This window comes from Aestuariivita sp. (assembly GCF_049276915.1).
Classification (GTDB): Bacteria; Pseudomonadota; Alphaproteobacteria; order Rhodobacterales; family Rhodobacteraceae; genus Aestuariivita.
Genome location: NZ_JBASXK010000089.1, coordinates 42,381 through 60,984, shown reverse-complemented (window position 1 = coordinate 60,984; position 18,604 = coordinate 42,381). Strand labels below are relative to the sequence as shown.

Below are 18,604 nucleotides of genomic sequence, written 5' to 3'. Positions count from 1 at the left end.
TTCACTCCGCCGGAAGCTGGCGGGGGATCGCCTCGCCGGATTGCGGCGTGGTTGAGCGCAAGGTCTCTCCCAGGGCGGCTTTGCGCGCCAGGTAGAACAGCACATAGATATAGGCGGCCAGAAGCAGCGCATAGACCACCAGATAGGCCACAAGCGTAGAGCCGACCAAGGGTGCGGGCACATCGGCGACAGCCTGTTTGGTGGTCAGAACCCCATGCACCAGCCATGGCTGGCGGCCGATCTCGGTTGTGTACCAGCCTGCCAGCGTGGCCAGCCACCCCGCAAAGCTCATCGCCACGAACCCATAGATCATCGGTTGCGGCAGGGCCGAAATCCCGGCTTTGCGCCGCAGCATGAAAAACACCGAGAGCCAGGACATCAGCAACATGGTCAACCCGGTGGCCACCATGACCCGGAAGCTCCAGAACACAGCGTTCACAGGGGGGTGCAGGACCTCACCGGTTTCGGTGACGAAATCATTCAGCCCGGGAATCTTTCCGTCCAGCGAATGGGTCAGGATCAGCGATCCGACATAGGGAATGGCAATCTCGAAATCGTTCGAACGGGTTTCTTCATTGGGCAGCGCGAACAGGATCAGCGGCACCGGAGACTTGTCACCATCCCAATGCCCTTCCATCGCGGCCACTTTTGCCGGCTGATGCTCGAGCGTGTTCAGACCGTGCTTGTCGCCGACAAGGATCTGTACCGGAATGAGAACCGCAGCCAGCACGACCGCCACCTTGAACGCCGCCCGAACAGATGCCGAGCGATCCCCGATCAGCCAGCGGAAGGCCGACAGGCCGGCGATGAGAAACGCGACCGTCAGGCCCGATGCCAAAAGCATATGCATCAGGCGATAAGGCATTGACGGGTTGAAGACGATGGCCCACCAGTCCGTGGCAAAGGCCACGCCATCGCGCATCTCGAAGCCCGCCGGAGTATGCATCCAGCTGTTCAGCACGAGAATCCAGAAGGCAGACAGCGTTGTCCCGAAGGCCACAAGGAACGTCGCCGTTGTGTGCAGCCAGCCCGGCACGCGCGATGTTCCAAACAGCATGATGCCAAGGAACGCGGCCTCAAGGAAAAACGCGGTCATCACCTCATAGGCCAGAAGCGGCCCCGCGATATTGCCGACGCTTTCCATGAAACCGGGCCAGTTCGTGCCGAACTGGAAGGACATGGTAATGCCGCTGACCACGCCCATCGCGAAGGACAGCGCGAAAACTTTTACCCAGAAGCCATAGGCATCCATCCATTTCTTCTCGCCGGTTGCATTGAACCGAAGCTTGAAGAACAAAAGAACCCACCCCAAAGCGATGGTGATTGTCGGAAAGAGAATATGGAACGAAATATTCGCGCCAAATTGAATACGAGATAGAAGCAGCGTGTCCATTGGCCCGCCTTATGATGTCACCTTTAAACCTGACCCTGACTTAGACCTTTTTGGCCCCAAGTCAGCAGAACTGCGACAGCGCAACGCGGGCAGCCCTGCATCAACCTATTTCCACAATTAAAAACAGACAGTTAATCAGGCAGTATCTGGTCAAGAAGAACAGGTGCCACAGCCAAGTTTCACGTTTGCCTCAGACGAACCAGGCGTAGAAATCCCGCAACGCATCGCCCTCCAGATCGCGGGTTTTGCCAACCTCGTTCTGCTTCATGAAGACATGATTGGCCACCAGCTCTGCCCCGACAGCCTCGGACAGGACCTTGTCCGCTGACAGATCGGCCACAGCGCCTTCCAGATCATCCGCCGTGCCCGTGCCGGCATCGGTGTTCTCAAACCCGTCGCCCGTCTCGATTGCGGGCAGGGCATATCCCCGCTCGACCCCCAGCAATGCAGCCTGCAAAACCGCTGCAACCGCGGTATAGGGATTGGCCGAAGCATCTGCCATGCGGTGCTCAAGCCGGGCCTTTGCCCCGCCTTCCCCACTGACGCGCGTGGTCACGTTGCGATGATCCCCACCCCAGTTCTGCCAGTAACCGGACAAGGATCCAGGCTGCAGGCGCTGATAGGAGGTTGCCGTGGGCGCGATCAGCCCGGCCAGCCCCTTGTGGTGATGCAACAGCCCCGCCACACAGCCCCGTGACAGGTCATTCATATGCTCGGGCCCGCCTTTGGGTCCGGTGGACAATGCATTGCCCCCGGTCGCATCCGTGAACGAGAAATTCACATGCATCCCCGATCCGCCCGCCTGCGCAATGGGTTTGGGCATGAATGTCAGAACGATCCCATGCTCCAGCGCGACCTCGCGCGCCATGAGGCGGAACAGCACGATATCATCCACCGCCTTGAGCGCATCATCAAAGGTCAGAGTGTACTCGAACTGAGGCGTGTCGAACTCGGCCGTGATCATATCCACACGAAACCCCAGCTGATCCGCGACCTCCCAGATCCGGTCATTGAAGCGCAGCGGATCGGCAAACGGCCCGGTGCCATAGACCACGCCACCGGGGGCGTGATAGGGCTGCAACTGCCCGGTCTCGTCCTTTTGCAAGGCAAAGGCTTCCAACTCGATCCCGACCTTGGGCGTCAGCCCCTTTGCCTGCCAGGCTGCGACTGCACGCTTCAACGCTCCGCGCGGGCACAGAGCCAGGGCCGCGCCTTCTTCGTCATGCAGATCGCCCAAAACCACCTGTGTGCCCGGCTCCCAACCGGGGCGGATATCGTCATGGCACCACGTCAGTTCCATGTCGGGCAAACCACCAGTTACCATGGAGCCCGGCGCATCCAGAAGATCGCGATCATAATGCACACCGAACACCGACTGACAAAACCGGGTACTGTCATCGCCGATCTTGTGATGGGGCAGGTATTTGCCCCGCATGACGCTGAGATGGTCGCAAAACAATGCGCGCAGACGATCTTTCATGAGGAACTCTCCCTTCAGGCGCGCTGCACAGTGACCGGCAGCGATTTGATCCCACCCACGAAATTGGATCGCAGGAATTGATGAGAACCCGCAGGTTCAATGGATTTCAGACGCTTGGCAAGCTCTTCAAACAGAACCTGCACCTCCAGACGCGCCAGCCACATCCCCAGACAGACATGCGGTCCGCCTTGTCCGAAACTCAGATGGCGGTTCGGGCTGCGATGCAGGTTCACGCGAAACGGGTCGTCAAACATCGCGTCATCGCGATTGGCCGAGGCAAACCAATAGAGCACCTTGTCGCCTTGCCGGATGGTCTTGCCATGCATCTCGACATCGCGTGTCGCCGTGCGGCGAAAGTAAGTCGCCGGGGTGGCCCAGCGGATGATCTCATCGGGGGCCGTCTTCCAGACATCGCCCCCAGCCTGCATCTGGCCCAGCAGTTCCGGCTGATGGCACATCGCCTGCATGCCGGCGGCGATGGAATAGCGGGTCGTGTCATTGCCAGCGGCCACCAGCAGGCAGAAGAAGTTGCGAAACTCGTCCTCGGAAATGGTCTGGCCATCCTCATCCGGCTCAAGGATCAGATGCAGCACACCATCCGTTTCACCGCGTGCAGCCTTCCCGGCCATCAACTCGCGCGCATATTGATAGAGTTCGGCACCGGCCGGTGAGTTGAAGGGCATCATTCGGAACGCATCCGTATCCATCCGGTCCAGGACATGGGCAGTGAAATCAGGATCCGTATTGGCAATCAGCGCATCGCCCTTTTCAACCAGCCAGGGCAAGTCTTCTTCCGGCGTGCCGATGATCCGCCCCAGCATCCGCATCGGCAACTCGCGCGCGATCAGCTTGGTGGCATCGAATGTGCCATGTTCCAGAGCCGGGTCCAGCATGTCATTGCAGATATCGCGTATGTCCTGCTCGAATGCCGCAATCGTCGGCTTGGCAAAGGCCCGTGTCAGCTTGCGACGCACCCGGGTGTGATCCGGCGGATCGGTCTCCTGAAAGGTCCGCCGTGCAAGGTATTCCTCATGGGTCTGGTCTTCCATGCGGATACCTTGCGCCGAGGAAAACACCTCGGGCTGCTTGTTCATCGCCTCAATGTCGGCGTGACGGGTGATGGACCAGAAATCCTGACCTTGCGCGTATTCGGTCCAATGCAGCGGATCCTCGCGGCGCAAGCGGGCAAAGGTGTTGTGGGGGGCGCCTGCTACGAAACTGTCGTGACTGCTCAGATCGGAAAACCCGTCGTCTACCGGCGTCCAGACCGTCATGATTTGCCCTTTCCACCGGCATTGACCGTTCGTATATTAATGAGGCTTATAAATATGTAAACAAAAATGAGATCCGCCGCCATGCATCTTGCCATTCTGGTGACCAACACCGATGACAGCGACTTTGCGCAGAACCACCCCAAGGATGGCGAGAAATTCCCCACCATGATGACACGTGTCCGCCCGGACTGGAGTTTTGCGGTGTTCGAAGTCAAAGACGGCCAGTTTCCCGAAACCCTTGATGGGTTTGATGGCGTGATGATCTCGGGCAGCCCGGCCTCTGTTCACGATGATGCGCCGTGGATTGGCCGGCTTTTCACGCTCATCGATGATATCGTGGCGCGGAAACTGCCGCTGTTCGGGGCCTGCTTTGGCCATCAGGCCATCGCCATGGCCCTTGGGGGGCGCGTCGAGAAAAACCCGGGCGGGTACATGCACGGGCTCATTCAAAACCGCCTCATCCAGCGCAAACCCTGGATGCATACCCTGCCCGAAGATCTCAAGCTCTATGGCAGCCATGTCGAGCAGGTCACCGTACTGCCGGAAGGAGCCAGCCCCGTCACCAGTTCCGAGGGGTGCCCCATCGCAGGCTTTGCCATGGGGTCGCATGTCTATACGTCCCAACATCACCCAGAAATGACGCCGGGCTTTATCGCCGCGTTGACCGAAGAACTTTCGGAGTATCTGGGGCCGCAGGTCACAGGCCGCGCGCGCGCCTCATTGGCGCAAACCGCTGACAGCGACGCATTCGCAGAATCGATCGCCCGTTTTTTCGAGATGGCGCAGCCCGCCTCCTGACCCCGTTTGCCATGCGCTCGGGACTGCTCGCCAGCAAGGCCCGACATGCCGCGACCTATCCGACGGCGGCCAGCAGATCCATGACCGTGACCTGATCAAACTGCACATGACGCTGCATCAGGGCTTCTGCCTCTTCGCGCTTGTGGTCGGTGATCAATGTGGCGATGGCGCGATGCTCGAGCGCGCTGTCGGCGATCGAACCGGGATAGCGGTAGCGCGCCCGGTAATAGGCCATCAGCTTGCGCGCATTGGTCTTGATCATATCCACGAGGACCGGATTGCCTGCACTGAGCGCCACGACTTCGTGAAACCGCATGTTCAACTGATAATACTGCGCCGGATCACCCGGACCCGGGCGCGCCGCATAGTCCTCGCAGGCCACCACTGCAGCCTCCAGATCACGGGCATTGTGTGAAGACAGCCGTCGGGCCGCAAGCCCCGCCGCCTGCCCTTCGAGCTTGGCATGCACTTCGAGGATCGCCAGGAACTCTTCGAGATTTGGCTTGAACAGCACCGCACCCTTGCGCGGCAATCGCCGGATCAACCCGGCGGATTCAAGCTGAATGAACGCCTCGCGCACCGGAGTGCGCGACACCCCATGTATCTGCATCAAAGGGGCTTCTTCGATCACATCGCCCGGGTTCAGACGCCCGCGATCAATGCCTTCGAGAAGCGCATTCAGAACTGTTTCGGTCTGCCCGGCCATGACACTCCTTTCGATCGCGCCAACCTTAAGAACCCGGACCGTTCCGCGCAATCCGCAGCAGCGCCTCGGATGGTGCCTATTTTTTCAGCACCCCGTCGCAAAAACCGGCGCATATTGTCTTGCTGCATGAATGCAGCAATTCCGGCTCTGGAAACAGACCGGTCAAAGGCGCTAGCCTGATGGCATACCGTCGCAAACGACTGGTGGAGACGACGATTCAGGACCTGACCCCCCTTACACTCGCCACGACCCAACCGCGCGCACAGGGTGCCGCGCGGCTCCTGGTCAAGGCGCGGGACGGCAAGACCGTGATATCCCGCCTGCATCAGCAGGGATCGCTCAAGCTGTTGTTTCCGCGCACAGATGACACCGCTCTGACCGCTGTTACGCTGAACACGGCAGGCGGCATAACCGGCGGCGATCGCTTTGATCTGCGCCTGAGTGCCGAGCCGAACACCCGCCTCACGGTCACCACGCAGGCCGCCGAACGCGCCTATCGTGCCAGCTTTGGGCAGGGTCGCGTCTGCACGGGCCTGAACGTGACCGAAAATGCGCGTATATGCTGGCTGCCCCAGGAAACGATCCTTTATGACGGGGCCGCCCTTGCCCGCCGTCTGGACGTGACCCTTGGCGCGCAAGCCACCTGCCTTCTGGTCGAAAGCCTGATCTTTGGCCGTGTCGCCATGGGTGAAACGGTGCGCGATCTTGATCTGGATGACCGCATCACTTTGCGCCGTGCTGGCCGGATCATCTTTGCCGACCGTGCCCGGCTGCAGGGCGATGCCAACGCCCATCTGTCGCAACTCGCAACAGGCGGCGGGGCCGGAGCAATGGCCAGTCTGATTTTCGCAGCACCGGGTGCCTCTGACCATCTGGACGCCGCGCGCGCTCTGCTGCCCGCGACCGCAGGCATGTCTCAGCCGGCACCCGATGTACTCTTTGCTCGCATTCTTGCCCCGGATGGATTTACTCTGCGCCAAGCTCTGATCCCGTTGATCGCGCAGTTCCGCACCGACCCACTCCCCAGACCCTGGATGATCTGACATGAACCTCACACCCCGCGAAAAAGACAAACTTCTGGTCGCCCTTGCGGCCGAGATTGCCCGCAAACGGCTTGCCCGCGGCGTAAAGCTGAACCACCCCGAAGCCATCGCGCTGATCACGGACGCGGTGGTCGAAGGCGCGCGCGATGGCCGCTCGGTCGCCGAGATGATGCAGGCCGGTGCCGAAGTCATCACCCGCGAGCAATGCATGGAAGGCGTGCCCGAGATGATCCACGACGTACAGGTCGAGGCCACCTTTCCGGATGGGACGAAACTGGTGACCGTGCACAATCCGATCCGGTGAGGATCGGGGTATTTGAGACCAGAAAGAAGCAGGAGAGAGAGATGTTCATCGAGATGTTCGCCTTTGTTTTGAGTGGATGTGCCGCAGTGACAATGATGCTTGTGAGTGGGCGCAGGCGGGTTGCGGCCAAGGTGCGCGCCAGATGATCCCCGGAGAGCTGTTTGCGGCCGAAGGCATGCTGTCGCTCAACGGGGACCGGACGGCGATCACGCTGATGGTGGCCAATACCGGTGACCGTCCGGTTCAGGTCGGAAGTCACTATCATTTCGCCGAGTCCAATGGGGCGCTGGAGTTCGATCGCGAGGCCGCGCGCGGCATGCGGCTGGACATTGCCGCAGGCACCGCCGTGCGCTTTGAGCCGGGTCAGCGGCGCGAGGTGAACCTCATCCCCGTCTCCGGGGCAAGAAAGATCTATGGGTTCAACCAGAAGGTGATGGGGCCGCTTTGAGCGGCACATCAAACCGGGAGGGCCGGAGAAATGTGCGATAACTTTGGGATCAATGCGGGGGTGGCTGATGATCTGTCAGCCCGGCCTCCGGTACATGGCGGTCCGGGTGGCACGGGGGACCGGGCCTGTATCGGGGGGATGAGCTGATGGGAACAGTGTCCTTGCTTTCGGACGAAGAGGTCAGCCCTGAAGCTCTGGCCGTCTTCAATGATATCCGCGCCCTGCGCGGCACCGATTACGTGAACAACTTCTGGCGCGCATTGGCGCATGATCCCGCGTTGCTGAAGGCCACATGGGAGCGGCTCAAGGTGGTGATGGGACCTGGAGAACTGGATCCGCTGGTCAAGGAGATGATCTATGTGGCGGTCTCGACTGCGAACGGGTGTTCCTATTGCGTGCATTCCCACACGGCAGCAGCCAAAGCCAAGGGGATGACAGCCGCGCAGCATGGCGAATTGCTGGGCGTCATCGGGATGGCGATGCAGACAAATGGCATCGTGACCGGCCTTCAGGTCGATGTGGATGAGGTCTTCAGGACGTAGCCGATGCCACCAGACCGCGCAGATATAATGCCTGAATTCGAAACCCCATGGGTCGCGCCGCACATTCGCGACCAATCATTCAACGACCGGCACCGCTCCCACGCCTTGTGGAACGTCTAGGAGACCGCACATGCCCACCCAAATCACCCGTTCCGACTATGCCGCGATGTTCGGCCCCACCACCGGGGATCGCCTGCGTCTTGCCGATACCGACCTCATCATCGAGGTCGAGCGCGACCTGACTGCCGAAAGAGCGGGCCGTGCATCGGGTGGTGGCACCGGTCCGAATGCCGCGCTTTATGGCGAAGAGGTCAAGTTCGGCGGAGGCAAGGTGATCCGTGACGGGATGGGGCAGTCTCAGGCGACCCGGGCCGAAGGGGCCGTGGATACAGTGATTACCAACGCATTGATCGTGGATCACTCGGGCATCTACAAGGCGGATGTCGGCCTGCGCGACGGGCGCATTCACAAGATCGGCAAAGCGGGCAATCCAGATACACAGCCGGGCGTCAACATCATCATCGGCCCCGGCACCGAAGCCATCGCAGGCGAAGGGCGCATCCTGACGGCGGGTGGCTTTGACAGCCACATTCATTACATCTGCCCACAACAGATCGAAGACGCGCTGCATTCCGGACTGACCACCATGTTGGGCGGCGGCACAGGCCCCGCACATGGGACACTGGCCACCACCTGCACACCGGGCCCCTGGCATATCGGGCGCATGTTGCAGGCAGCGGATGCCTTTCCGATGAACCTTGCCTTTGCAGGCAAGGGGAATGCCTCGCTTCCTGCTGCACTTGAGGAACAGGTGCGCGGCGGGGCCTGCGCGCTGAAACTCCACGAAGACTGGGGCACGACCCCTGGTGCCATAGACTGTTGTCTGGATGTCGCGGATCAAATGGATGTGCAGGTGATGATCCACACCGACACGCTGAATGAAAGCGGGTTTGTGGAAAACACCGTGGCGGCGATGAAGGGCCGCACGATCCATGCCTTTCACACCGAAGGCGCGGGCGGAGGCCATGCCCCGGATATCATCAAGATCTGCGGCGAGAGCCATGTGCTGCCCTCCTCCACCAATCCGACGCGGCCCTTTACCGTGAACACCATCGAAGAGCATCTGGACATGCTCATGGTCTGCCACCACCTGGACAAATCCATACCCGAAGACGTGGCGTTCGCCGAAAGCCGCATCCGCCGCGAGACGATTGCTGCCGAAGACATTCTGCACGATATGGGCGCGTTTTCGATCATCGCCTCGGACAGCCAGGCCATGGGGCGGGTTGGCGAGGTCATCATTCGCACCTGGCAAACCGCCGACAAGATGAAGAAACAGCGCGGGAAACTGAGCGAAGAAACCGGCGACAACGACAACATGCGTGTGCGCCGTTACATCGCCAAATACACCATCAATCCAGCGATTGCGCATGGGGTCAGCAAGCACATCGGCTCGATCGAAGAAGGCAAGCGCGCGGATCTTGTCATGTGGAACCCCGCATTCTTTGGCGTGAAACCCGAGATGGTTCTGATGGGCGGCACGATTGTCTGCGCGCAGATGGGCGACCCCAATGCCTCGATCCCGACGCCACAGCCTGTCTATTCGCGACTGATGTGGGGGGCCTATGGTCGCTCGGTCGAGCATTCCGCCGTGACATTCGTCTCAGAAGCGGCTCAGGCCGATGGGATCGGCGCGTCGCTGGGATTGGCGAAAAAGACGCTGGCGGTGGAAAACACGCGCAACATCGGCAAAGCGGATCTGATCCTGAACAATGCAATGCCGCATGTCGAAGTGAACCCGGAAACCTACGAAGTGCGGGCGGATGGAGAGTTGCTGACCTGCCAGCCTGCCGAAGTGCTGCCCATGGCGCAGCGTTACTTCCTGTTTTGAACGAGTATATTGAGCATGACACAACAAATGCCACTGACTGACCCGAGTGTTGCATCCATCACCGCTTCTCGCTGTCAATCCGTCTGTGAACACGGTATCGAGCGTCAGGAGAGGAATCCGCCTGCAATCAAATCAGGGGATTCCGTACATCATGTATTCAACCCACGACAGATCCGACTTCGAATGGTATCTTGCCAGCATCGGCTTTGGCCGCAATCCCGCCGCGATGCGCCGGGCCTATCGCGCCGAGCATCTCAAGCTCTTTGCGCTGAGCGACGAAGACCTCTTGGCCAAGGGGCTGCGACGCCCGATGATCGCAGAGCATGTGTTTTTCAAACTGATGAAATAGCCCAAGCCACCGCCCGAGCCTTGCATCCAGCGGGATGCAGCTATTCCGCATTGCGCCTTTTCAGGACAGCAACGCTGCCCTATTTCCAGAAACAGGGAGGGAACCTAAACGCAATCTGGAAGGTTTCCAATGGCTTACACGACAACATCACTGCAGCAGGCACCGCTTGGCGGACGCGTTTCACAGTTTTTTTCATCCATTGGCAACGCCCTTGTGATGATCGGAGAGGCCAACAGCCGGGTGCGCCGCGCCGAAGCACTGAACGCGATGAGCGATGCGGAACTGGCCAAACATGGCCTGAAACGCGAAGACATCACGCGCCACGTGTTCGGCGACCTGTTCTACATCTGATCTCGCAGGGGGTGTGCGCATGAGTACCCCCCAACGCATCGCCCGACACTATCACGACCACGGTCATGGAACGCCGGTTGCTGAGATCGCGCTGAGCTATGAGGACCGGTTTCTGCGCCGCAAGGTGCTGAGCACCAACGATGGGGCCGATTTGCTGGTCGATCTGCCTCAAACCACCTCACTGGATCATGGCGGCGTGCTGGTGCTGGAAGATGGCGGAGAGGTGGCTGTTATCGCAGCCCCCGAGCCATTGATCGAGATTACCGGAAACGACCTCACACGGCTGGCTTGGCATATCGGCAATCGTCATACCCCCTGTCAGATCGAGGCAACGCGCTTGCTGATCAAGCCGGACCACGTGATGGCGGATATGCTGTCGCTGCTGGGCGCGACAACCCGCGAGATCACCGAACCCTTCACCCCTGAAGGCGGAGCATACGGGCACGGGCGTACGCATTCCCATGCCCATTGATCTGGCGCATCTGACGCTGATGCAATGGCTCTCACCGGGTTATCCGGTGGGGGCTTTCGCCTATTCGCATGGGTTGGAGCGGATGGTCGATTGCGGTCAGGTTCATGACAGCACCACGTTTCACCAGTGGCTTGACGACATCCTGCGCCATGGCACCGGGCGATCCGATGCAATCCTGCTGCACAGCGCCTATCGCAGTCAGAGCCCGGCCCGTCTGGGTGAACTTGACGATCTCGCCCGCGCGCTTTGCGCCTCGCATGAGCGCCGGATCGAGACCGAATTGCAAGGCGAGGCCTTTGCCCGCACGACAGCCGCCATCTGGGGCGCGGATGATGCCCCGCTTGCCTATCCGGTGGCTGTCGGGGTTGCGGCAAGACGCGAGGGGATCGACGCCAGCCTGACCTGTGCCACGTATCTGCATGCCTTCGCGGCCAACCTGACCTCTGCGGCGATCCGCCTGATCCCGCTGGGGCAGACAGACGGTCAAGGCGTTCTGGCCCGTCTGGCCCCCGTCTGCCAGCAGATTTCCGAAGAGACGTTGCATCTTTCGCCCGAGGATATCGGCTCAAGCACCTTCGCGGCCGATATTGCCTCGATGCAGCATGAGACGCAGTATTCCAGGTTGTTTCGCTCATGATGGCCCTTGTCTTTGTCATCTCTGGCATTCTGGGGGCCTTGGCGCTGCTTCACCTGTTTTGGGCGATTGGCTTTTGGGTACCGATCCGTGATGAATCCGGGCTGGCGCGCAGCGTGATTGGCAGGCCCGGTATCCGCAACATGCCCGGCCCTGTGCCCTGCGCGGTTGTTGGCATGGCTCTGCTCTTTTGTGCCGTTCTGCCTCATCGCCCGGATTTTCCCGCCCGCTTTGTCCTCATGCCGATGATCGCCGCAGTGTTCATCGCGCGCGGTATCGCGACCTATCTGCCCGTCTGGCGCACTTTGGTCCCCGAAGAACCCTTTGCGACCATGGATCGCAGAGTCTACGGACCACTTTGCGTGATGCTTGGTATCGGGTATCTCATTCTTGTATTTGGAGAGTTCTGACATGGCGTCCCCAAACGGACCTTTACGCGTAGGCATCGGCGGCCCTGTGGGTGCCGGCAAAACGACCCTTACCGCTGGCTTGTGCCGGGCGTTGCGCGACCATTTCTCGGTCGCTGCTATCACCAATGATATCTACACACAGGAAGATGCCGAGGCGCTGATGCGCATGCAGGCACTGCCGCTTGACCGGATCAAGGGTGTGGAAACCGGAGGCTGCCCGCATACCGCAATCCGCGAAGACGCCTCGATCAACATCGCGGCTGTCAAAGAGCTTTCGGATCGGTTTCCCGACCTCGACATCATCCTGATCGAAAGCGGCGGCGATAACCTGTCGGCCACCTTCAGCCCGGAACTGGCGGATGTGACGCTTTATGTCATCGACGTGGCCGCAGGCGAAGAAATCCCCCGCAAGGGCGGCCCGGCGATTACAAAATCCGATCTGCTGATCATCAACAAGACCGATCTCGCCCCCTATGTCGGAGCTTCGCTTGAGGTGATGGACCGCGACGCAAAGCGTATGCGCGGCACCCGTCCCTTCGTGTTCGCACGCCTCAAGGAAGGTCACGGGATAGATCATGTGATTTCGCATATCTGTGCTTTTGGCGGGTTACCCGAACCGAAGGTAAAGGCCGCAGAATAAGCCCGGCATGTCAGATGCGTTTTCTCTCAAGCTGGCTGATCTGGTAGCTGCGATCTATCCCGATGTGGATGGTGCGATCCTGTCTTCCAAGATCATCGACGCCTTCTGGCCCGATGAGCGCAACCGCCGCCGCCGCGGGCGCAAACCGGGCAACAGCTTCTGGTCAGAACGTGACGCCTTGGTCATCACCTATGGCAACAGCTTTGTCGACGGGGTCCACAAGCCCCTGGACCTGCTGCGCGATTTCCTGCACCGCAATCTCAGTGGCACGCTGAACGGCGTGCATATCCTGCCATTCTTTCCTTTCACCTCGGACGACGGCTTCGCGGTCAGCGACTATACCGCCGTCAATCCGACCCTGGGAGACTGGAGCGACATCAGCCGGATTGCCAGCGAGTTCAAGCTGATGTCGGATCTCGTGCTGAACCATGTCTCGAGTCAAGGCACCTGGTTCAACGACTATCTCCAGGGTCGCGCACCATATGACAGGTTCTTCTTCGAGGCCTCGCCTCAGGATGATCTGTCGCAGGTGGTTCGCCCCCGCACGCACCCCCTGCTGCGCGAAGTCGAAACCGCGAACGGCACGCGGCATGTCTGGTGCACCTTCAGCCATGACCAGGTCGATCTGGACTTCCGCAACCCGGATGTCTTGCTGGAATTCCTGCGCATCATGCGCCTGCATATCGACAACGGCGTTCGCATTCTGCGTCTGGATGCCGTCGCCTTCCTGTGGAAAGAGGTCGGTTCGCCCTCCATCCACCTGCCCCAGACCCATGCGATCGTGCGCCTGATGCGACTGCTGAGCGATTACACCGTTGAACCGGTGATCCTGCTGACCGAAACCAACGTGCCAAGTGCCGAAAACCTCAGCTATTTCGGCAACCGCAACGAGGCGCATGTTGTCTATAACTTTCCGTTGCCCCCGCTTATCCTGCATGCGCTTTTATCCGGCTCGGCCAGGTATCTGCGGGGCTGGCAGGCGGCGATGCCGCCGGCGCAACTGGGCTGCGCCTATCTGAACTTTTCGGCAAGTCACGACGGAATCGGAATGCGGCCCGCCGAAGGAATCCTGCCGCAGGATCAGATCGACGCCATGGTGCAGATCGCCCGGGACTTTGGCGGTGATGTGTCCATGCGTGCGCTCTCGGGGACGGAATCGGTCTATGAGTTGAACATCACCTATTTTGAAGCCCTCAAAGGAACCTTTGACGGACCGGACAGCCATCAGATCGACCGGTTCTTATGCTCGCAGACCATCGTCATGGCGCTGGAAGGGATACCGGCGTTCTACATCCACGCGCTTCTTGCGACGCCAAACGATCACGACAAAGTCGCGCGCACGGGCATGAAACGCGCCATCAACCGGCATCACTGGGATTACGCCGCGCTTCAGGCGTTGCTGGAGGATCCTGAGAGCATTACATCCCGGGTATTGGGCGCGCTAAAAACGCGGATCAAGCTGAGGGCAAAGCAACCCGCCTTCCACCCCAATGCCACCCAGTTTACGCTGCAAACCGAAGACCGGATTTTCGGCGTCTGGCGGCAGAGCCTGGATCGCGATCAGTCCATCTTTGCGCTGCACAATGTCAGTGATCAGCCCGTCAGTCTGGACCCTGTCACGCTGAACCTGATCGAAGGGGATTCATGGGTCGACATTCTGTCGGGCGAGGTGATCGACCCGGTGGGTCGCAAGATCAGCCTTGCGCCCTATCAATGCCGCTGGATCACCAACCGACGCTATAGCCCGAAACTGCCATAGGGAATGAAACGCACGGGATCGCCCGGGCGAATGTGACGGGCACCGTCCTCGATCTCGACCAGCCCATCGGCCCAACTCAGCCCGCTGATCCGTCCCGAACCTTCCGAGCGGAACACCTCGGCCCTTCCATCGCGAACCCGCGCGCGCAGATACTCCCGACGACCGGGCTTCTTGCGCTTTTCGAACGCGGCGGGCACATCAAAGCCCTGCGGCGCGCGCCATTCCTGCCCAGACAGCAGCGCCATGGCCGGGCGTGCGAAGACCAGGGTGCAGACCATCGCTGCCACGGGATTGCCCGGCAGACCGAACACAGGCTTGCCGTCCCAAAGCCCCAGCGCAAGAGGTCGACCCGGCTTGACCGCGATGCGCCATTCCTGCATTGCGCCGGCCTGGCGCAAGAGGGCCGATACGTGATCCTCGTCTCCGGCTGACGCACCACCCGAGGTCAGGATCACATCCGCCTGCTGCGCCGCGCGATCCATCGCAAGGCGCAAAACCTCACGGTCATCGCCGACACGCCCCATATCGACCGGCTCAAACCCAAAGCGCGTCATCATCGACAGCAGCATTGGGCGATTGGCGTCAAAAATCTGACCTGGCCCGGCTGCATCACCGGGTTCTACCAATTCGTCTCCTGTCGACAGAACAGCCACGCGCAGCGGTGCGCGCACATCGACCTCGGATATACCCACCGCCGACAACAGCGCCAGATCGGCCGGGGTCAGGCATTGCCCGGCAGGAAGGGCCAGATCACCTGCGTGCACATCTTCCCCTGCCTTGCGGGTATTGGCTCCGGGTTTCAGAGGCCCATGAAAGGCGATCTGCGTGCCATCGGTTCTCACGTCTTCCTCAAGAATCACCGTGTCTACGCCTTCGGGCAGGGCCGCACCGGTCAGAATGCGGATCGCATGGCCCTCGGGCACCGAACCGTTGAAGGGCACACCCGCCGCCGCGCGCCCTTGGATCAGCGGCAAAACGTGCGGACCTTCCGGCCGGCCTCCGGCAAAGCCATACCCATCCACCGCCGTGTTGGGTTGGGGCGGGTTCGAGCGCCTGGCATGAACCGGCACCGCCAGAACACGCCCCAGGCTTTCTGCCAATGGGGCGCTGCGCATCCCTGTCACCGGCGTCAGCCGGCTGCGTAACAGCTCCAGCGCCTCATCCACTGGCGTCCATTCCACGCCTGCAGGCAAAGCAAAGCAATCGTTGCGCAAGGGGGGCGGAGCCAGAGATGTCGCGCAAAGCGCACCCAGTCGTTCTTCAAACCCGGCACCCAGTATCCACGCCTCTTCCCTTGCGACGTCCGGAATCTCGGTCATCATCGCGACCAGTTCGGACAGGGAAAGGCGGGAGAAGGCCCGCGACAACAGCCTGACTTGCTCACGATCGCGGATCGGGTTTGCGTCCAGACGCCCCAGTTCCGCCTTGACCGCAGGTTCGATCAATCCCGGCCATATCTCGGCAAGAACAACCGGCGCTTCGGTGCAGTCTTCAAAGGGCCAGACATGCACACCAGCGATCTGTCGCAACCGCGCAAGCATCGGCAGACCCATCAGGATCTGCCCACCCACCGTGGGCGGGAAGGCCAGTTGAAAGCACGAAGAGGACGCCTTTGCCGCAAGATCACAAGCGCGCCGCTCGGACAGCTGATCAAAGGCGATATCCGCCTTGCGATAGGGAATTTCGGGCCAGCCCGCCTCGTTCGGCTTTCCCCAGAACGGCCCCGGACCCTCAAATAGCGCATTCAGCGTTTGTGCAACATCATAGCGATTGTTCGCCCCATCCTCGGCATCTGTAATTCGCGCCTCCAGCCAATCCCACACAGCCAGTGGATCGCTTGATCCAGTCACATGCGCGGCAAAGCCCTGCGGATAGCCAAAGGGAAAATCGAACCCGGCCAGCACACGGCGACCGGCGGCAATCTCTTGCGCGAAGAAATTCCTGATCCAGTCTTCGGCCTCACGGCGCGTCCGGCAATAGACAGGTTCCTCGGCAGCGCCGCGCCGTGCAACACACAGCCAGATTGCATCCTTGGACGGAGATTTCGGCGCGCGTTTCCCCGCTGACCAATCCGCAACAAGAATGCTGTCGAATGCTCTCACAGGCCGACCTCGGCCAGGATGAAATCGGCAATCGCAACCGTGTCGTTCAAATCGAACACCGGCCGGTCCAGATCAAGCGGCGTGTCACTGGCCACAGCCCGGATCGTCTGATCCCCAGGTGCGATCAGCGGGTTGCCGGTCTCGGCGCGGTGAGCTTCGACCTTGGGATGCGTGTCGCGCTTGTAGCCTTCGATCAGGATCAGATCGACCGGGTTGAGTTTGCTCAGCAGCATCTCCAGCGTCGGCTCGTCCTCGTCGCGCAGCTCATGCATCAGCGCAAATCGGTTGCGTGATGCCAGCAGAACCTCGGTCGCACCGGCGACACGGTGGCGGTGGCTGTCCTTGCCCGGATGATCCACATCGAAACTGTGATGCGCGTGTTTGATCGTGGACACGGTTATCCCGCGCCCGGTTATCTCGGACACCAACCGCTCCATGAGACCCGTTTTCCCGGCATTCTTCCAGCCGACCACCCCATAAAGCCTCATGATGCACCTTTCAAAAGAGTTTCGGCCACACTCAAATCCTCGGGCGTATTGACATTGAAGAACGGATCAACCCCCTGCACCGGAAAGACCGCCACGCGGCCGTCATGACGGTCGGTCCAGATCACGACCTTGCGCAGACCGTCCGAGAGTGCGGCGCGCAGATCATCGCGCAGTGCCACGGGCCAAAGGCCGAACGTGGGATGCCTGATCTGCCCGCGCTCCGGGTCCGGGGTCGCGGCCAGCACCAGCGGATGGGTCATCCCATCCCCCGCCGCTTGCAGCTTCTGCACAAGATCAGCGGGAAAAAACGGGGTGTCTGCCGCCGCCGTCACGATGCTGTCGGCCCCCTGCCCGGCTGCCCAGTCAAGCCCGGCCAGAACACCGGCCAATGGCCCCACAAACCCGTCAATGCTATCGGCAATGACCGGCAGGCCGAAAGGATCGAACCGTCCCGCCTCACCATTGGCGTTCAGGGCCAGACCCGCCACTTGGGGCGAAAGGCGATCAATCACCCGCGACAGGATTGTCTGCCCGCCAAGGCTCAGCATCCCCTTGTCGCCTCCACCCATCCGGCGGGCAAGCCCACCGGCCAGGATAACGCCCAGTGGAGCAGTCATTGCGCCGCACTCTTGCGTCGATGCTTGCTGTCTTCCTCGGCGACGCTCTCCGGATCGACATCGCGGATCAGACGATCCTCTCCACTCAGGCAAACGAACCGGCGTCCGCGCATGCGTCCGATCAGCGTCAGACCCACTTCGCGGGCGATCTCGACCCCCCATGCGGTAAAGCCCGAGCGCGACGCCAGGGCCGGGATACCCATCATCGCGGTCTTGATCACCATTTCCGAAGTCAGGCGACCCGTGGTGTAAAGCATCTTGTCGTCAGCGCTCACGCCATGTTGCAACATCCAGCCCGCGATCTTGTCCACGGCATTATGGCGTCCCACATCTTCCATATAGACCAGCGGGCGATTCCCCTGGCACAGAACCGTGCCGTGAATTGCTCCGGCCTCAAGATAAAGAGACGGTGTGCGGTTGATCCGTGCGGCCAGCTCATAAAGCCAGGACGTACGCAGCGGGGTGGCAGGCAGGCTCACACCCTCAAGCCCCTCCATCATGTCGCCGAACACCGTGCCAACAGCGCATCCCGAGGTGCGCGTCTTTTTCTTCAGCTTGTCTTCATAGGTGGTTTGCGAGGCCGTCCGCACGACCACGGTTTCAAGCTCTTCGTCATAGTCGACACCGGTGACGTCTTCGTCGCGCTGCAGCATGCCCTGATTGAGCAGAAAACCCAGCGCCAGATACTCGGGATAATCCCCGATGGTCATGGCCGTCACGATCTCCTGCGAGTTGAGGAAAATGGTCAGGGGTCTCTCCTCGACCACCGAAATGCGGCTGATCTGCCCGTTCTGGTCGACGCCTTCGACCGCGCGTGTCAGACGTGGAGCCGCGGGATCCGGTGCGATGATGAACTCTGAAGTATCGCTGGATTGCGCCAATTGCATCCCTCCCCGAAGACCG

The 18,604-nt window shown here is 60.7% G+C and carries 21 protein-coding genes; 13 read left to right on the top strand and 8 right to left on the bottom strand.

Translation table 11 applies throughout. The annotated features are described in order from the left end of the window. Position 1 precedes the first annotated feature (1 nt). From WAO69_RS09480 to WAO69_RS09470, 3 genes are all read right to left on the bottom strand, one after another. The gene (locus tag WAO69_RS09480; RefSeq protein ID WP_422178383.1) at positions 2 to 1,393 is read right to left on the bottom strand and encodes a cytochrome ubiquinol oxidase subunit I; all 1,392 of its coding nucleotides are present in this window, start codon (positions 1,391 to 1,393) and stop codon (positions 2 to 4) included. A 190-nt stretch (positions 1,394 to 1,583) separates the two neighbouring features. Beyond that, entirely contained in the window at positions 1,584 to 2,873 is a 1,290-nt protein-coding gene (locus tag WAO69_RS09475; RefSeq protein WP_422178381.1) for a glutamine synthetase, read from the bottom strand. Between the two features lie 14 nt (positions 2,874 to 2,887). Then, positions 2,888 to 4,147 carry a cytochrome P450 gene (locus tag WAO69_RS09470; protein WP_422178379.1) on the bottom strand — a complete coding sequence of 420 codons (1,260 nt, stop codon included), beginning with the start codon at positions 4,145 to 4,147 and terminating at the stop codon, positions 2,888 to 2,890. Between the two features lie 81 nt (positions 4,148 to 4,228). On the opposite strand from WAO69_RS09470, the gene WAO69_RS09465 reads away from it, so the two are divergent. Further along, entirely contained in the window at positions 4,229 to 4,945 is a 717-nt protein-coding gene (locus WAO69_RS09465; RefSeq protein ID WP_422178377.1) for a type 1 glutamine amidotransferase, read from the top strand. A 55-nt stretch (positions 4,946 to 5,000) separates the two neighbouring features. Here WAO69_RS09465 and WAO69_RS09460 read toward each other — a convergent pair whose 3' ends face one another. Next, positions 5,001 to 5,651 carry a GntR family transcriptional regulator gene (locus WAO69_RS09460; RefSeq protein ID WP_422178375.1) on the bottom strand — a complete coding sequence of 217 codons (651 nt, stop codon included), beginning with the start codon at positions 5,649 to 5,651 and terminating at the stop codon, positions 5,001 to 5,003. 179 nt (positions 5,652 to 5,830) lie between these two features. On the opposite strand from WAO69_RS09460, the gene WAO69_RS09455 reads away from it, so the two are divergent. The 12 genes from WAO69_RS09455 to WAO69_RS09400 all read left to right on the top strand — a co-directional run bounded on the left by WAO69_RS09455 (position 5,831) and on the right by WAO69_RS09400 (position 14,494). Further along, positions 5,831 to 6,694: an urease accessory protein UreD gene (locus WAO69_RS09455; protein ID WP_422178373.1), complete on the top strand. Its 864-nt coding sequence runs from the start codon at positions 5,831 to 5,833 to the stop codon at positions 6,692 to 6,694. A 1-nt stretch (position 6,695) separates the two neighbouring features. After that, on the top strand, positions 6,696 to 6,998 hold the full coding sequence (locus WAO69_RS09450) for an urease subunit gamma (RefSeq protein ID WP_422178371.1): 303 nt from the start codon (positions 6,696 to 6,698) through the stop codon (positions 6,996 to 6,998). Between the two features lie 142 nt (positions 6,999 to 7,140). Continuing rightward, a complete protein-coding gene (locus WAO69_RS09445; RefSeq protein WP_422178369.1) occupies positions 7,141 to 7,446 on the top strand; it encodes an urease subunit beta in 306 nt (101 codons plus the stop codon). A gap of 146 nt (positions 7,447 to 7,592) precedes the next feature. Next, entirely contained in the window at positions 7,593 to 7,988 is a 396-nt protein-coding gene (locus WAO69_RS09440; RefSeq protein WP_422178367.1) for a carboxymuconolactone decarboxylase family protein, read from the top strand. 130 nt (positions 7,989 to 8,118) lie between these two features. Continuing rightward, entirely contained in the window at positions 8,119 to 9,879 is a 1,761-nt protein-coding gene (gene ureC / locus WAO69_RS09435; protein WP_422178365.1) for an urease subunit alpha, read from the top strand. 151 nt (positions 9,880 to 10,030) lie between these two features. Further along, positions 10,031 to 10,228 (top strand): hypothetical protein, encoded by a 198-nt coding sequence (locus WAO69_RS09430; protein WP_422178363.1) that lies wholly within the window; start codon positions 10,031 to 10,033, stop codon positions 10,226 to 10,228. Between the two features lie 129 nt (positions 10,229 to 10,357). After that, a complete protein-coding gene (locus WAO69_RS09425) occupies positions 10,358 to 10,579 on the top strand; it encodes a DUF1127 domain-containing protein (RefSeq protein WP_422178361.1) in 222 nt (73 codons plus the stop codon). A gap of 19 nt (positions 10,580 to 10,598) precedes the next feature. Further along, positions 10,599 to 11,051 carry an urease accessory protein UreE gene (locus WAO69_RS09420; RefSeq protein ID WP_422178359.1) on the top strand — a complete coding sequence of 151 codons (453 nt, stop codon included), beginning with the start codon at positions 10,599 to 10,601 and terminating at the stop codon, positions 11,049 to 11,051. Continuing rightward, positions 11,041 to 11,688, top strand: a complete 648-nt coding sequence (locus WAO69_RS09415) for an urease accessory protein UreF (RefSeq protein WP_422178357.1) — start codon at positions 11,041 to 11,043, stop codon at positions 11,686 to 11,688. The genes WAO69_RS09420 and WAO69_RS09415 overlap by 11 nt, the downstream gene beginning before the upstream one ends. Next, complete coding sequence (locus WAO69_RS09410) at positions 11,685 to 12,095, top strand: DUF3995 domain-containing protein (protein ID WP_422178355.1); 411 nt, start codon at positions 11,685 to 11,687, stop codon at positions 12,093 to 12,095. Before WAO69_RS09415 ends, WAO69_RS09410 begins: the two co-directional genes overlap by 4 nt. Before the next feature lies 1 nt (position 12,096). Continuing rightward, positions 12,097 to 12,735: an urease accessory protein UreG gene (ureG, locus tag WAO69_RS09405; protein ID WP_422178353.1), complete on the top strand. Its 639-nt coding sequence runs from the start codon at positions 12,097 to 12,099 to the stop codon at positions 12,733 to 12,735. A gap of 7 nt (positions 12,736 to 12,742) precedes the next feature. Beyond that, a complete protein-coding gene (locus WAO69_RS09400; protein ID WP_422178351.1) occupies positions 12,743 to 14,494 on the top strand; it encodes an alpha-amylase family glycosyl hydrolase in 1,752 nt (583 codons plus the stop codon). Here the strand turns inward: WAO69_RS09400 and glp are convergent. From glp to WAO69_RS09380, 4 genes are read right to left on the bottom strand one after another with little or no spacing between them, the layout of a single operon-like run. Then, positions 14,473 to 16,596 carry a gephyrin-like molybdotransferase Glp gene (gene glp, locus WAO69_RS09395; RefSeq protein WP_422178349.1) on the bottom strand — a complete coding sequence of 708 codons (2,124 nt, stop codon included), beginning with the start codon at positions 16,594 to 16,596 and terminating at the stop codon, positions 14,473 to 14,475. The genes WAO69_RS09400 and glp overlap by 22 nt on opposite strands. Beyond that, positions 16,593 to 17,084 carry a molybdopterin-guanine dinucleotide biosynthesis protein B gene (gene mobB / locus WAO69_RS09390; protein WP_422178347.1) on the bottom strand — a complete coding sequence of 164 codons (492 nt, stop codon included), beginning with the start codon at positions 17,082 to 17,084 and terminating at the stop codon, positions 16,593 to 16,595. The genes glp and mobB overlap by 4 nt, the downstream gene beginning before the upstream one ends. Beyond that, complete coding sequence (gene mobA / locus WAO69_RS09385) at positions 17,081 to 17,701, bottom strand: molybdenum cofactor guanylyltransferase MobA (protein ID WP_422178345.1); 621 nt, start codon at positions 17,699 to 17,701, stop codon at positions 17,081 to 17,083. Before mobA ends, mobB begins: the two co-directional genes overlap by 4 nt. After that, a complete protein-coding gene (locus WAO69_RS09380) occupies positions 17,698 to 18,588 on the bottom strand; it encodes a formate dehydrogenase accessory sulfurtransferase FdhD (RefSeq protein ID WP_422178424.1) in 891 nt (296 codons plus the stop codon). The genes mobA and WAO69_RS09380 overlap by 4 nt, the downstream gene beginning before the upstream one ends. Between the last annotated feature and the right edge of the window lie 16 nt (positions 18,589 to 18,604).